13 protein-coding genes are annotated in these 14,713 nt (G+C 68.7%); 9 read left to right on the top strand and 4 right to left on the bottom strand.

Annotation, left to right across the window (positions count from 1 at the left end; translation table 11 throughout):
• The first annotated feature begins 2 nt into the window (after positions 1-2).
• The 5 genes from desA (at position 3) to BFF78_RS26555 (ending at position 6,058) form a co-directional block, all read left to right on the top strand.
• Complete coding sequence (desA, locus tag BFF78_RS26575; protein ID WP_069780695.1) at positions 3-1,445, top strand: lysine decarboxylase DesA; 1,443 nt, start codon at positions 3-5, stop codon at positions 1,443-1,445.
• Complete coding sequence (locus BFF78_RS26570; protein WP_069780694.1) at positions 1,429-2,715, top strand: lysine N(6)-hydroxylase/L-ornithine N(5)-oxygenase family protein; 1,287 nt, start codon at positions 1,429-1,431, stop codon at positions 2,713-2,715. Before desA ends, BFF78_RS26570 begins: the two co-directional genes overlap by 17 nt.
• A complete protein-coding gene (locus tag BFF78_RS26565) occupies positions 2,712-3,242 on the top strand; it encodes a GNAT family N-acetyltransferase (protein WP_069780693.1) in 531 nt (176 codons plus the stop codon). The genes BFF78_RS26570 and BFF78_RS26565 overlap by 4 nt, the downstream gene beginning before the upstream one ends.
• On the top strand, positions 3,239-5,008 hold the full coding sequence (locus BFF78_RS26560) for an IucA/IucC family protein (protein ID WP_069780692.1): 1,770 nt from the start codon (positions 3,239-3,241) through the stop codon (positions 5,006-5,008). The genes BFF78_RS26565 and BFF78_RS26560 overlap by 4 nt, the downstream gene beginning before the upstream one ends.
• Positions 5,009-5,374: 366 nt before the next feature.
• On the top strand, positions 5,375-6,058 hold the full coding sequence (locus tag BFF78_RS26555) for a LysM peptidoglycan-binding domain-containing protein (RefSeq protein ID WP_069783828.1): 684 nt from the start codon (positions 5,375-5,377) through the stop codon (positions 6,056-6,058).
• A 190-nt stretch (positions 6,059-6,248) separates the two neighbouring features.
• On the opposite strand, the gene BFF78_RS26550 is transcribed toward BFF78_RS26555, so the two are convergent.
• Positions 6,249-7,802 (bottom strand): beta-N-acetylhexosaminidase, encoded by a 1,554-nt coding sequence (locus tag BFF78_RS26550; protein ID WP_099054933.1) that lies wholly within the window; start codon positions 7,800-7,802, stop codon positions 6,249-6,251.
• A 122-nt stretch (positions 7,803-7,924) separates the two neighbouring features.
• On the opposite strand from BFF78_RS26550, the gene BFF78_RS26545 reads away from it, so the two are divergent.
• Entirely contained in the window at positions 7,925-8,803 is an 879-nt protein-coding gene (locus tag BFF78_RS26545) for a DUF4429 domain-containing protein (RefSeq protein ID WP_069780690.1), read from the top strand.
• 27 nt (positions 8,804-8,830) lie between these two features.
• Here the strand turns inward: BFF78_RS26545 and BFF78_RS26540 are convergent, their stop codons facing one another.
• The gene (locus BFF78_RS26540) at positions 8,831-10,396 is read right to left on the bottom strand and encodes a purple acid phosphatase family protein (RefSeq protein ID WP_069780689.1); all 1,566 of its coding nucleotides are present in this window, start codon (positions 10,394-10,396) and stop codon (positions 8,831-8,833) included.
• A gap of 166 nt (positions 10,397-10,562) precedes the next feature.
• Here BFF78_RS26540 and BFF78_RS26535 point away from each other — a divergent pair, with 166 nt between their 5' ends.
• Positions 10,563-10,820, top strand: coding sequence for a hypothetical protein (locus BFF78_RS26535; protein ID WP_069780688.1), 258 nt, complete (start codon positions 10,563-10,565; stop codon positions 10,818-10,820).
• 26 nt (positions 10,821-10,846) lie between these two features.
• A complete protein-coding gene (gene glmS / locus BFF78_RS26530; protein ID WP_069780687.1) occupies positions 10,847-12,664 on the top strand; it encodes a glutamine--fructose-6-phosphate transaminase (isomerizing) in 1,818 nt (605 codons plus the stop codon).
• 144 nt (positions 12,665-12,808) lie between these two features.
• Here glmS and BFF78_RS26525 read toward each other — a convergent pair whose 3' ends face one another.
• Together BFF78_RS26525 and BFF78_RS26520 are read right to left on the bottom strand one after the other, a co-directional pair.
• Complete coding sequence (locus BFF78_RS26525) at positions 12,809-13,369, bottom strand: GPR1/FUN34/YaaH family transporter (protein WP_069780686.1); 561 nt, start codon at positions 13,367-13,369, stop codon at positions 12,809-12,811.
• A gap of 115 nt (positions 13,370-13,484) precedes the next feature.
• Positions 13,485-14,012, bottom strand: a complete 528-nt coding sequence (locus BFF78_RS26520; protein ID WP_053710488.1) for a universal stress protein — start codon at positions 14,010-14,012, stop codon at positions 13,485-13,487.
• Positions 14,013-14,329: 317 nt separating this feature from the next.
• Here BFF78_RS26520 and BFF78_RS26515 point away from each other — a divergent pair, with 317 nt between their 5' ends.
• Positions 14,330-14,620 (top strand): hypothetical protein, encoded by a 291-nt coding sequence (locus BFF78_RS26515; RefSeq protein ID WP_193433543.1) that lies wholly within the window; start codon positions 14,330-14,332, stop codon positions 14,618-14,620.
• Positions 14,621-14,713: the final 93 nt, after the last annotated feature.

The following is a 14,713-nucleotide window of genomic DNA, read 5'->3' as shown; positions in this document are numbered from 1 at the left end:
ACATGCGCTCGCACCTGCTCAATGGCCTCACCGCGGAGCACTACCGCAGCTCCGTGACCGAAGGAGTCGAGCGGGTGGCGGCCAAACTCGCCACCACCGACCGTCCGTTCACCGGCGTCACCGCGGACGCCCTCTCCCCCCGGATCGACGCCATCGACCTGGACCGCCCGCTCGGCGACACCGCCGCCGTCCTGGACGAGCTGGAGGACGTCTACCTCCGGGACGCCGTCTACTTCCACCACCCCCGCTACCTCGCCCACCTCAACTGCCCGGTCGTCATCCCGGCGGCGCTCGGCGAGGCCGTACTCAGCGCGGTCAACTCCTCCCTCGACACCTGGGACCAGTCGGCCGGCGGCACCCTCATCGAGCGCAAGCTCATCGACTGGACGGCCGCCCGGATCGGCCTCGGTCCCGCCGCCGACGGCGTGTTCACCTCCGGCGGCAGCCAGTCCAACCTCCAGGCACTGCTGCTGGCGAGGGAGGAGGCCAAGACCGACTCGCTCGCCAAGCTGCGGATCCTCGCCTCCGAAGTGAGCCACTTCAGCGTCAAGAAGTCCGCGAAACTGCTCGGGCTCGGCCCGGACTCCGTCGTCTCCCTCCCCGTCGACCACGACAAGCGCCTGCAGACCGTCGCCCTCGCCCATGAGCTGGAGCGCTGCCGACGCGACGGGCTGGTCCCCATGGCGGTCGTCGCCACCGCCGGCACCACCGACTTCGGCTCCATCGACCCGCTCCCGGAGATCGCCGAGCTGTGTGAGCAGTACGGCGTCTGGATGCACGTCGACGCGGCCTACGGCTGCGGACTGCTCGCCTCGCCCACCCGCCGTCACCTCCTCACCGGCATCGAACGCGCCGACTCCGTCACCGTCGACTACCACAAGTCCTTCTTCCAGCCGGTGAGTTCGTCCGCCGTCCTGGTCAAGGACGCGGTCACCCTGCGGCACGCCACCTACCACGCCGACTACCTCAACCCGCGCCGCATGGTGCAGGAGCGCATCCCCAACCAGGTCGACAAGTCCCTGCAGACCACCCGCCGCTTCGACGCCCTCAAACTGTGGATGACCCTGCGGGTGATGGGCGCCGACGGCATCGGGCAGCTCTTCGACGAGGTCTGCGACCTGGCGGCGGAGGGCTGGGAACTGCTTGCCGCCGACCCCCGCTTCGACGTCGTCGTCGAACCCACCCTGTCCACCCTGGTCTTCCGCTACATCCCGGCGGCCGTCACCGACCCGGCCGAGATCGACCGCGCCAACCTCTACGCCCGCAAGGCCCTGTCCGCCTCCGGTGACGCCGTGGTCGCGGGCACCAAGGCCGGCGGCCGCCACTACCTGAAGTTCACCCTGCTCAACCCCGAGACGACGCCGGCCGACATCGCCGCCGTCCTCGACCTGATCGCCGGCCACGCCGAGCAGTACCTGGGAGAGTCCCTTGACCGCGCTTGCTGAAGCCAGCCGCACCTATGACTTCGTGGGGATCGGGCTCGGCCCCTTCAACCTCGGCCTCGCCTGCCTGACCGAGCCGATCGCCGAACTGGACGGCATCTTCCTCGACTCCAAGCCGGACTTCGAGTGGCACGCCGGCATGTTCCTGAACGGCGCCCACCTCCAGACCCCGTTCATGTCGGACCTGGTCACCCTCGCCGACCCGACCTCGCCGTACTCCTTCCTCAACTACCTGAAGGAGAAGGGCAGACTGTACTCGTTCTACATCCGCGAGAACTTCTATCCGCTGCGGGTCGAGTACGACGCCTACTGCCGCTGGGCTGCGGGCAAGCTGAGCAACGTCCGCTTCGGTACGACGGTCACCGAGGTGACGTACGAGGACGAGCGGTACGTCGTCCGCACCGAGCGCGGGGAAACGTACCGCGGCCGGCATCTGGTCCTCGGCACGGGCACGGTCCCGTTCGTCCCCGAGGCCTGCCGGGGGCTCGGCGGTGACTTCGTGCACAACGCGCAGTACATGCACCGCAAGGCGGAGCTGCAGGCGAAGAAGTCCATCACGATCGTCGGCAGCGGCCAGAGCGCGGCCGAGATCTACCACGAGCTGCTCGCCGAGCTGGACGTCCACGGCTACCAGCTCAACTGGATCACGCGCTCCCCCCGGTTCTTCCCCCTCGAATACACCAAGCTGACCCTGGAGATGACCTCCCCGGACTACATCGACTACTTCCGCGCGCTGCCCGAGGAGACCCGCCACCGGCTGGAGAAGCAGCAGAAGGGCCTTTTCAAGGGCATCAACTCGGATCTGATCGACTCCATCTTCGACCTGCTCTACCAGAAGGACGTCGAGAGCGGCGACCGCCCGGTCCCCACCCGCCTCCTCACCAACTCCACGCTGACGAGCGCCCGTTACGACGAGGACGGCGGCTACACCCTCGGCTTCCACCAGGACGAGCAGGACAAGGACTTCGAGATCGGCACGGAGGGCCTGCTGCTGGCCACCGGCTACCACTACGAGCCCCCGGCCTTCCTCGCCCCGATCCGGGACCGCCTGCTCTTCGACGGCCACGGCCGCTTCGACGTCGCCCGCAACTACGCCATCGACGTCACCGGCCGCGGCGTCTTCCTCCAGAACGCCGGCGTCCACACCCACAGCATCACCAGCCCCGACCTGGGCATGGGCGCGTACCGCAACTCGTACATCATCCGCGAGCTGCTCGGCACCGAGTACTACCCGGTCGAGAAGACCATCGCGTTCCAGGAGTTCGCCGTATGACTTTCACTTTCCGTACCGTCGATGCCCTGAAGGACGGCGAACTCCTGCACTCCTGGGTCACCCATCCCAAGGCGGCCTTCTGGATGATGCAGGACGCGAAGCTGGAGGACGTCGAGCGGGCGTACATGGAGATCGCGGCGGACGAACACCATCACGCGCTGCTCGGGCTGCAAGGCGGGGTGCCGGTGTTCCTGATGGAGAAGTACGACCCCGGGCGCCGGGAGCTCGTCGGCCTGTACGAGCCCCGGCCGGGCGACGTCGGCATGCACTTCCTGGTCGCACCGACCGACACGCCCGTGCACGGGTTCACGCGGGCCGTCATCACCGCCGTGCTGGCCCACCTCTTCGAGGACGCCGCCGTGGAACGTGTGGTGGTCGAACCGGACGTGGACAACAAGGCGGTGCACGCCCTGAACGAGGCCGTCGGGTTCGTGCCCGAGCGGGAGATCCAGAAGCCGGAGAAGAAGGCCCTGCTGAGCTTCTGCACACGGGAACGTTTCCTCGCGGCGACGGGGGTGGCCGTATGACCCTCGCCGACACCGTGGCCCACCTCTCCCCCGAGCGCTGGGCGACCGCCAACCGCCTGCTCATACGCAAGGCGCTCGGCGAGTTCGCGCACGAGCGCCTGATCACTCCTGAGCAGGAGCGTGACGGGTACGTCGTCCACGGCGACGACGGGCTGACCTCCTACCGCTTCTCCGCCGTCCGGCGCGCCCTCGACCACTGGCAGATCGATGCCGACTCGATCACCCGGCACCGCGAGGGCACCGAACTCCCCCTCTCCGCTTTGGACTTCTTCATCGAGCTGAAGCAGTCCCTGGGCCTGAGCGACGAGATCCTGCCGGTCTATCTGGAGGAGATCTCCTCCACCCTCTCCGGCACCTGCTACAAGCTCACCAAACCGAAGGTGACCTCCACCGAGCTGGCCCGTCAGGGCTTCCAGGCGATCGAGACCGGGATGACCGAGGGCCACCCCTGCTTCGTCGCGAACAACGGGCGGCTCGGGTTCGGCATCCACGAGTACCTGTCGTACGCCCCGGAGACCGCGAGCCCCGTCCGGCTGGTGTGGCTGGCCGCGCACCGCTCGCGGGCGGCGTTCACGGCGGGTGCCGGCATCGAGTACGAGTCGTTCCTGCGGGAGGAGCTGGGCGAGGCCACGCTGAACCGTTTCCGCAGGGTGCTCACCGACCAGGGCCTCGACCCCGCCGACTACCTCCTCATCCCGGTCCACCCCTGGCAGTGGTGGAACAAGCTCTCCGTCACCTTCGCCGCCGAGGTGGCCCGACGGCATCTGGTCTGCCTGGGCGAGGGCGACGACGAGTACCTGGCCCAGCAGTCGATACGCACCTTCTTCAACACCAGCGACCCGCACAAGCACTATGTGAAAACAGCCCTCTCGGTCCTCAACATGGGCTTCATGCGCGGGCTGTCGGCGGCCTACATGGAGGCGACGCCGGTGATCAACGACTGGCTGGCCCAGCTGATCGAGAACGACCCGGTGCTGAAGTCGACCGGCCTCACGATCATCCGGGAGCGGGCGGCCGTCGGCTACCGGCACCTGGAGTACGAGCAGGCCACCGACCGCTCCTCGCCGTACCGCAAGATGCTGGCCGCGCTGTGGCGGGAGAGCCCCGTGCCCTCGCTCCAGGAGGGCGAGTCGCTGGCGACCATGGCCTCGCTCCTGCACGTGGACCACACCGACGCGTCCTTCGCGGGCGCGCTGATCGCCCGGTCGGGCCTCACACCGACGCAGTGGCTACGGCGCTACCTCCGGGCGTACTACACCCCGCTCCTGCACAGCTTCTACGCCTACGACCTCGTCTTCATGCCGCACGGCGAGAACGTGATCCTGGTACTGAGGGACGGGGTGGTGCAGCGGGCGGTCTACAAGGACATCGCCGAGGAGATCGCGGTGATGGACCCGGACGCGGTACTGCCGCCGGAGGTGCGGCGCATCCGCGTCGAGGTCCCGGAGGACAAGAAACTCCTGTCGATCTTCACGGACGTCTTCGACTGCTTCTTCCGCTTCCTCGCGGCGAACCTGGCCCGCGAGGAGATCCTGGAGGAGGACGACTTCTGGCGTACGGTCGCGGAGGTCACCCGCGAGTACCAGGAGGCGAACCCCGGCCTGTCCGACAGGTTCCGCCAGTACGACATGTTCGCCCCGGAGTTCGCCCTGTCCTGCCTGAACCGGCTCCAGCTGCGCGACAACAGGCAGATGGTGGATCTCGCCGACCCCTCGGGCGCGCTGCAGCTGGTGGGCACCCTGAAGAACCCGCTCGCCGGCCTCTGAGGCCCACAGGCGGAGTACGCGCCCGACCTTTTGAGGGCCTGATGTCCGAATTGAGCCACTCTGTCGCGAAGTCCAATTATTTCCCCATTTAAGCAGTTGAGTCGCTTAACCTGCGACACGTGACTCAATTCACTTACGAAGCTCCCTAGGATCGCGGACGGCCTTTGCTTCCGGGAATCCCAATGCCCGGCGGGTGCCGATGGCCGAGAGAAACTAAGCCTCTTAGTAAAAGGAGTAATTGCCGAAACTTATTCCCGGAGGCTATGAATATCCCCGCCGCAGCGCACCGCTAAATGAAACGTGGTGCAGTTTGCCGAGGGGGACCGGCAACTGCGGGTGATCCAATTCTCGGAAAAGGACCGCTCCATGCCCCGTCATGCCCGTAAGCGCTCTCCCCGGACGCACCGGTTCCTCGCCGGCGGCGCCATCACCGTCGGTACCCTCGTCATGGCCTGCACGGCCGCGACGGGCAGCGCCCAGGCCGCCACCGCCACCGCCACCGCGCCCAGCTACACCGTCAAGGCCGGCGACCACCTGGCCTCGATCGCCCGTGCCCTCAAGGTGCCGGGCGGCTGGTCGGCCATCGCGTCGGCCAACCACCTCAGCAGCCCCTACTCGCTCCTGCCGGGCCAGGTCCTCACTCTGCCCGCCGGCTCGGCGGCCCCGGCCAAGGCGGCCACGACCAAGGCCGCACCGGCGAGCACCTCGTCCGCCGCCGGCCAGAGCTACGCCAACAACCTGGACGGCTGGATCAAGCAGGCGCTGGCGACCATGGCCCAGAACCACATCCCGGGCACCTACAACGGCATCTACCGCAACGTCATACGGGAGTCCTCCGGCAACCCGAACGCCATCAACAACTGGGACTCCAACGCCGCCAAGGGCACCCCGTCCAAGGGCCTGCTCCAGGTGATCCAGCCGACGTTCGACGCCTACCACGTGCCGGGCACCTCGACGAACATCTACGACCCGGTCGCCAACATCACCGCCGCGTGCAACTACGCGTACCACCGCTACGGCTCGATCGACAACGTGTTCAGCGCGTACTGACGGCCGATTCCCGCACAGCCGGATCCGTAATTCAAGATGGCGGGTGCATGCCTCTGAATTGCACCGGCAAGGCACGTCGGGCTGTTGTCCCGGCTGTTCGCCCAGCACGCCCGGGCCGCTCCACGCAGCGGCCCGGGCGCGTGCGTTCGCCGGTGTGTTCACCGGTCGCGTTCGCCGGTGCGTTCTCCGCTCAGTTCGTCGGCCAGGGGACCTGTGGTGAGTGGTAGTAGTCGATGCCGAGGGCGTCCCAGCGGGGAGCCTGGGCTGCCAGGCGGAGTTTGTAGGTGTTCCAGTCGTGGGTGGCCGGCGGGGACCAGCCCAGTTCGGCCGCGCCCGGGAGGCGGGGGAACGCCATGTAGTCGAGGTCGGCGTTCGTCTTCAGGGTCTCCGTCCACAGGGGGGCCTCCACGCCCCTGATGGACGATGCCGGGGCGCCCGGGAGGTAGGCGCCGGGATTCCAGTCGTACGACCGCTGCACCTCGACGTAACCGGCCCACTTCGTGCCCGGCTTGGTGCTGCTGGTGTACTTCATGTCGAGGTAGACGCGGTCCGCCGGGGACAGGATCAGGCCCGTGCCGTTCTGGGCGGCCTGGGCGACCTGGGCCTTCTCCGTGGCGCTGGTGCTGTCCAGGCCCCAGTACTGGGCGAGGGCGCCCTTGGCCGGGTGGGCGCCGGTGAGCTGGTGCCAGCCGATGACCGTCTTGCCGTACTTGGCGACGATCGGCTGCACGCGGTCCATGAACGTCACGTAGTCGTCGTGGCTGGTGGAGTGCGCCTCGTCGCCGCCGATGTGGAGGTAGCGGCCGGGGGTGAGGGCCGCCAGCTCCCTGATCACGTCGTCCGCGAAGGTGTACGTGACCTCCTTCGGCACGCACAGCGAGCTGAAGCCGACCTGGGTGCCGGTGTACAGCGGGGGTGCCACGCCGTCGCAGTTGAGGTCGGCGTAGGAGGCGAGGGCCGCGTTGGTGTGGCCGGGCATGTCGATCTCGGGGACGACCTCCAGATAGCGGGAGGCGGCGTACCGCACGATCTCCCGGTAGTCCGCCTTGGTGTAGGAGCCGCCCTTGCCGCCGCCGACCTCGGTGGAGCCGCCGTAGGTGGCCAGGCGCGGCCAGGAGTCGATGGCGATGCGCCAGCCCTGATCGTCGCTGAGGTGGAGATGCAGCTCGTTGATCTTGTAGAGGGCCAGCTGGTCGATGGAGCGTTTGACCTGGTCGACCGTGAAGAAGTGCCGGGAGACGTCCAGCATGGCGCCCCGGTAGGAGTAGCGGGGGCGGTCCTCCATGGTGCCGCCGGCGATCTGCCAGGGGCCGGGCTGGGCGGTCTTCTTCTCCACGGCCGCCGGGAGGAGCTGACGCAGGGTCTGGACGCCGTGGAAGAGGCCGGCGGGGGCCGACGCGGTGATGGTGACACCGCGCGCGTCGCTGTGCAGCCGGTAGCCCTCGGCGCCGAAGTCGCCCTTGGCGAGGTGGAGTCGGATGCCGCCGGCGCCCTGGCCGGTGGTGAGCGGCAGCGGGTAGCCGGTGGAGGGCCGCAGGATGCCGGTGAGGTAGCCGCCGATGCGGCGGACCTCGGCGGAGTCGTCGACGCGGACGCCGGTCGCGCGGCTGATGCGGTACGGGGTGCCGCCGGGCTGGACGGAGGCGGGCGCCGGGACCACCTGGTCCAGCGGTGTCGGGGTGGCCGCCTGAGCCGCGGAAGCCGCGGGCGCCGCGCCGAGGGTGAACACCCCGGCCGCCGCCATGAGCAGCAGCGATCCGAGGATGCGAGGGGTTCGGGGAGTCGTGCTGTGGTTCCGTCTCACATGCGCTCCCTTCAGATGTGGTCGAGACCACTCTCCCGCAGATCCGGTGAAACAATCCCTCCATGGCGGAAATCATCCAGAAGGACGGCACCTGGACCTTCGACGGCGACACCCTGCGACTCACCCCCGGGCGGGACAAGAACGTGGGCCTGCTCCGCCGCGAGCTGGGCGAACTCGTCGTACCGCTGGGAGCGTTGGCCGGTGTCTCCTTCGAGCAGGGGCGGAAGTCGGGGCGGCTCAGGCTGCGGCTGCGCGACGGCGCCGATCCTCTGACCCAGGCCACCGGCGGCCGGCTCGCCGAGTCGAACGACCCGTATCAGCTGACGGTGGAGTCCGACCGGTACGGCGTCGCCGAGTACTTCGCGGACGAGGTGCGCAACGCGCTGCTGCTGGACGGCGTTTCACCGGATCCGGTCGCCGAGTACCTGCTGCCGGGGCCGGCGCTGCCGGTGTCCGCCTCGGCCGGGGACGGCACGGCGGGCTTCGACGGGGAGCGGGTGCGGCTGGAGTGGAACTGGAAGACCGAGGACGCCAAGGCCGCCACCGGCCCCCGTACGATCCCCCTCGCGGACCTCACCGGCGTGCAGTGGCAGCCGGCGGCCGGTCTCGAGAACGGCCATCTGCGGTTCCTGGTGCGCGGCGCCCCGGTGACGGCGCCGGCCAAGTACGACCCGAACGCGGTCGAGCTGTGGGGCTTCAAGAAGGACCCGCTGATGGCGCTGGTGGCCGCCGCCGTCCAGGCACGGCTGCCGCATCCCGCCGCGGAGCCGGCGGGCATACGGACCGAGCCGCCGCGGCTCACCAAGGAGCCGGAGCCCGCCGAGAGCGACCACGACGCCCTGCTGCGGCGGCTGCGCGAGCTGGGTGAACTGCACCGCGACGGGGTCCTGACGGGCGAGGAGTTCACCCTGGCCAAGCAGGCGGTCCTCAAGCGGATGTGAGGACCGCCCTGACCTGGGCTCAGCGACTTACTTCGCCGTACGGGACACCGTGAAGTGGTCGATACGGTCGCCGGTCTCGGCGATGCCCGACACCGTCAGCGTGGTCTGCCGGCCCTTCGGCGCGGGGGTGACGTCCACGCGCAGGAAGGAGTAGTTGAGGTAGCGCACGCGGGACCAGGTGACGGTCTCGTTGACCTTGCCGTCCTTGGTGTTGATGAAGGACGCGACCGAGTCGACCTCGTGCTCGTGGCCCTCGTAGGAGTCCGGGGCGCTGAACGCGTACAGGCTGCGGCCCGCCGCGCCGGCGGTGACGTAGACCACACCCTCGGTCTCGGGGTAGGCGGTGCCGCCGATCGGGAGCTTCTTGGTGACCTTGTTGTCCTTGATCACGTCGGTGCGCTCGTACTGGTGGTTGTGGCCGTTGATGACCAGGTCCACCTGGTACTTCTCGAACAGCGGCACCCACTCCTGGCGCACGCCCCCCTCCGAGGCGTGCGCCGTGGACGTGCAGTACGCACAGTGGTGGAAGAAGACGACGATGAAGTCGATGTCGTCACACGACCGGTACTTCTTCAGCTGGGTCTCGAACCACGTGGTCTGGGTTCCGCCCGATATACCCAGGTTCGCCGGGATCTCGAAGGAGACGTCGTTCGGGTCCAGCGAGATCACCGCGGTGTTGCCGTGGACGAAGGAGTAGACGCCGGGCAGGTTCTTCGCGTCCGGGCCGTTGTCCGGGAGGGTCCAGCGGGCCTCCTCGCCGCCGTAACCGTTGGGCGAGTACCAGGCCTCCATGTCGTGGTTGCCGTAACTGACCATCCACGGGACCTGCTTGGCGACCGACTCGGTCTGGTACAGGAACTGGTCCCAGGTGCGCGAGTCGAAGCCGGTGTCGGTGCTCTTGCCCTGGCCGGCCGGGTCGCCGTAGGCGATGTCGCCGGCGTGCAGGTGGAAGGCCGGGTTCTGGCCGAGGATCAGGGCGTTGTTGGCCAGGCCGTGGTAGCCGACGCCCTCGTCACCGAAGGCGGTGAAGGTGAACGGCGCCTTGTGGGCGGGGGCGGTGGTGAAGGTGCCCAGGGTGCCCAGCAGGTGCCGCTCGGCCGGGTCGAAGCCGTCGTGGCCGACGCCGTAGTAGTACGTCCTGCCGGGGCGCAGGTGGGTCAGCTGGGCGTGCAGGTAGTACTGCGTGTGGTCGCCGCTCGCGCCGACGCCGGCCGGGGTGTAGAGGCTGCGGACCTCGGCCTCGATCTTGCGGGAGAGGTCCCAGGGGTGCGCGCCGATGCGGATGAACGGGTTCTTCACGGCGACCGGGACCTGCCAGGAGACGGTCATCTGCGTGCGCGGGTCGTTGCCGTAGGCGAGGTGGCGGCCGAAGGGGGCGACGAGGGCGCCGTCGACCGTCTCGGTGGCGGGGGCGGTGCGCTGCGTCGGCACCGCCGCCTGGGCGGTGGCGCCCGGCACGAACGCGCCACCCGCGACGGCGCCCAGCGTGACGGCGCCGCCTCTGATCATGGTGCGCCGTGAGAATCTGGCGCGCAGGTACTCATGCTGCTCGGCCATGCTCATGCGCTCGGCCAGCTTCTCGGGTACTCCCATACGAGGAATGTCCATGGCGTCCGAAACTCGTGGGTCCGGGCAACGAGACACAAGACACAGAATGGACAGCTTGCGAACAGAGATCCAACAGCCCCGCACCCAGGCCGCTGCCCGAAATCGGGCACGTTTCTTGCGAAACCGGCGCCGGTACCCCAGGATCTACCGGGTGCACGACGAACTCGTTGATCATCTGACGCGGTCCACGCCCCTGAGCCGGGGCGAGGCGCTGCGGGTGATCCAGGACGTGCTCGCCTACTTCGACGAGACGACCCAGGACTTCGTGCGTCGCCGCCACCGCGAGCTGCAGGCCCAGGGCCTGGTGAACGCGGAGATCTTCGAACGGATCGAGGCGGACCTGAGATACCGGGCGGTGGCGCCGCCGGAGCTGACGCTCAGGCAGCTGCGCCGCATGATCTACGGCTGAGATGCCAGGCTGAGAGATACCTGTACATGTGCGGAATTGTCGGATACATCGGGAAGCGTGACGTAGCCCCCTTGCTGCTCGAAGGCCTGCAGCGGCTGGAGTACCGCGGCTACGACTCCGCGGGCATCGTCGTCACCGCCCCGAAGGCGCCCGGCCTGAAGATGGTCAAGGCCAAGGGCCGGGTGCGCGACCTGGAGGCCAAGGTCCCGGCGCGCTTCAAGGGCACCACCGGTATCGCCCACACCCGCTGGGCCACCCACGGCGCTCCCTCCGACGTGAACGCCCACCCGCACATGTCGGCCGACGGCAAGGTCGCCGTCGTCCACAACGGCATCATCGACAACGCCGCCGACCTGCGCCGCAAGCTGGAGGCGGACGGCGTCGAGTTCCTCTCCGAGACCGACACCGAGGTGCTCACCCACCTCATCGCCCGCTCCACGGCCGAGAAGCTGGAGGACAAGGTCCGCCAGGCGGTCCGGGTGATCGAGGGCACGTACGGCATCGCCGTGCTGCACGCCGACTTCCCCGACCGGATCGTGGTGGCCCGCAACGGCTCCCCGGTCGTCCTCGGCATCGGCGAGAAGGAGATGTTCGTCGCCTCCGACATCGCCGCGCTGGTCATGCACACCCGCCAGATAGTGACGCTGGACGACGGCGAGATGGCCACCCTCAAGGCCGACGACTTCCGCACCTACACCACCGAGGGCACGCGTACCACCGCCGAGCCCACCACGGTGGAGTGGGAGGCCGAGTCGTACGACATGGGCGGCCACGACACCTATATGCACAAGGAGATCTTCGAGCAGGCCGACGCCGTGGACCGCGTGCTGCGCGGCCGCATCGACGACCGCTTCTCCACCGTGCACCTCGGCGGCCTCAACCTGGACGCCCGCGAGGCCCGGCAGATCCGCCGCGTGAAGATCCTCGGCTGCGGCACCTCGTACCACGCGGGCATGATCGGCGCCCAGATGATCGAGGAGCTGGCCCGCATCCCCGCCGACGCCGAGCCGGCCTCCGAGTTCCGCTACCGCAACGCGGTCGTCGACCCCGACACCCTGTACGTCGCCGTCTCCCAGTCCGGTGAGACGTACGACGTCCTCGCCGCCGTGCAGGAGCTCAAGCGCAAGGGCGCAAAGGTCTTCGGCGTCGTCAACGTCGTCGGCTCGGCGATCGCGCGCGAGGCGGACGCCGGGATCTACGTCCACGCGGGCCCCGAGGTCTGCGTGGTCTCGACGAAGTGCTTCACGAACATGACGGTGGCCTTCGCCCTCCTCGCCCTCCACCTCGGCCGCACCCGTGACCTCTCGGTCCGCGACGGCAAGCGGATCATCGAGGGCCTGCGCAAGCTGCCGGACCAGATCACCGAGATCCTCAAGCAGGAGGAGAAGATCAAGGAGCTGGCCGAGGGGTACGCCGACGCCCGCTCGATGCTCTTCATCGGCCGCGTCCGGGGCTACCCGGTGGCCCGCGAGGCCTCCCTGAAGCTCAAGGAGGTCTCCTACATCCACGCCGAGGCCTACCCCGCCTCCGAGCTGAAGCACGGCCCGCTGGCCCTGATCGAGCCGGCCCTCCCCACGGTCGCGATCGTCCCCGACGACGACCTGCTGGAGAAGAACCGCGCGGCCCTGGAGGAGATCAAGGCCCGCAGCGGCAAGATCCTCGCGGTGGCCCACCAGCACCAGGAGAAGGCCGACCACACGATCGTCGTCCCGAAGAACGAGGACGAACTGGACCCGATCCTGATGGGCATCCCGCTCCAGCTCCTGGCGTACCACACGGCGAAGGCCCTGGGCCGGGACATCGACAAGCCGCGCAACCTCGCGAAGTCGGTGACGGTGGAGTAGGAAATTCACGCGACCACCGAAGCGACAATTGAGCAACCCCCGCGGCGAGCAACCACGTCCGCGAGAGCGGCGCCGGTTTAGGCGCAAAAAGGGGACCCCCACGTGTGCCACCTTCACGTGGGGGTCCTTTCCGTGCTGCCGGAATCAGCCGGCGGCCGTCACCCCCCGGCCCGCAGCACGCCTGGGAAGCGCCGTCGGCCAGTGCGCCAGCGCGGCCGTCGCGGCGTACCAGGCCACCGCACCGGACACCGCGGCGACCCAGCCGCCCACCTTGGCCAAGGACGAACTGTCGGCGAAGGCCGCGACGGCCAGCACCAGCATGGCCAGGAACAGCAGCCCGTGCATGACCTGTCCGAGGCTGTCCCCGCCCGCGAGGGTCAGGGTGAGCGCCACCAGGGCGAAGAGGAGCAGGAAGAGCCCGGCTCCGTTGGCGGAGGACTGACCTGCGGCGGCCCAGGTGAACCACAGCGCACCGAGGGCCACGAAGCCCGTACCGGAGGCGGCGTCCCCGCCGCGGAAGGCCAGCAGGCCGACGAGGAACAGGGCAACTCCGCCCACATAGTGGGCCACTGAGACGGCGTCGGACGCGGCCACGCCGTGGATGACACCGGTCGTACCGAGGCCGAACGCCAACAGGGTGATTCCCAGGGCGAGTCGGCCGACCACGGTAGTGCTTCCCGTTCCCGCAGAGACTTCGTTGTCCACGGCGGGCTCCCTTCATGCTGTGCAGTTGCGCGGTGACCGATATATGCCCTTCACAAGGGCACAAACCACCTCTACGCACGAGTAGTTTCGCGCTGCACAAAGGGAGTTGGGACGCTCAGGGAATGACGATCACGGGCCGCTGCGCCCGCTTGGCGAGCCGCCCGGCGACGGAGCCGAAGATGCGGCCGACGATACCGTGGGTGGAGCCGACGACGATCGCGTCGGCCTCGTACTCCCGCCCCACCTCTTCGAGTTCGTGGCAGATGTCCCCGCCCCGCTCGACCAGGATCCAGGGCACCTCGGCCAGATAGTCCGCGCACGCCAGCTCCAGACCGAGCACCTCGGTGCGGTGGTCCGGCACGTCGACGAAGACGGGCGGCTCGCAACCGGCCCACACGGTGGTCGGCAGCCGGTTGGCGACATGGACGATGATCAGACCCGAGTGCGAGCGGTGGGCCATGCCGATGGCGTAGGCGAGGGCGCGCTCGCTGGAGGTGGAGCCGTCGAAGCCGACGACGACTCCGTGCCGGAAGGCAGGGTCGCATGAGGGGCGTGACTCTTCCGCCGCCAGGGGATCGGCCGCCGTGGGATCGGCGACCGGCCGCTTGCGGTCCGCGGGTTCGAAGAATTCGTGACCGGCCATGGCTGTCTCGGCGTTGTGATCCTTTATGGGTGGGACGACAGTGTGCGGCGGAGCTGTGTCCGGGAAACATCTTCCCAACCCCATACCCCCAAGGGTACGGCGGCACGCCTCCCGAGCCCAGATCCCGCGCACGCTCCGTAAGCGGTCCCCCGACGTCCGTAGGGGTTCACCGGAGCATGCACGAGCGACGCCCGTAACGCAATGGTTGCTGCCCCGTACAGGCGGTTTGCACAGGATTCACAGACGTACGCCCGGTGACCGACCCGTCGAACAGACGTTGAACCCGGGTGACCCACCGCCACAGGGAGTACGAACTCATGCCCGGTCGCCGATCCACCTCCGAGCAGCCGCCCGCGCCGGACACCGTGAGTGATGTGATCCGCTGGGCCGCCTTCAGCTGCGTGCTCGTCCCCGTGGTCCTGGTCTGGTACGGCACCTCGCTGGCCGGCGCGACGGGCGCCGCGCTGGGCCTGGCGGCCGTCACGGCCGTGTGCCGGATCCTCCTGCGTCACTCCGAGCGGTGCGCCACGCGGCCCCGCCGTCCCGCGAAGCATTGCGCGGTGCAAAGAGGCGGACGTCACAGCCGCCGACGGACACCGGTCGACTGACCTGTTTTCGTACCCCCGAACGCTTCTTTTCAGCCAACTTCCGAATGTGTCCGAAGAGGGGCCCCAAGCACCCTCCAACCCCCGTTTGACCTG

Source organism: Streptomyces fodineus, assembly GCF_001735805.1.
In the GTDB taxonomy this organism is placed as follows: Bacteria; Actinomycetota; Actinomycetes; order Streptomycetales; family Streptomycetaceae; genus Streptomyces; species Streptomyces fodineus.
Note: the sequence above shows the minus strand (reverse complement) of the source record. Positions and strands in the feature narration are given on the sequence as shown.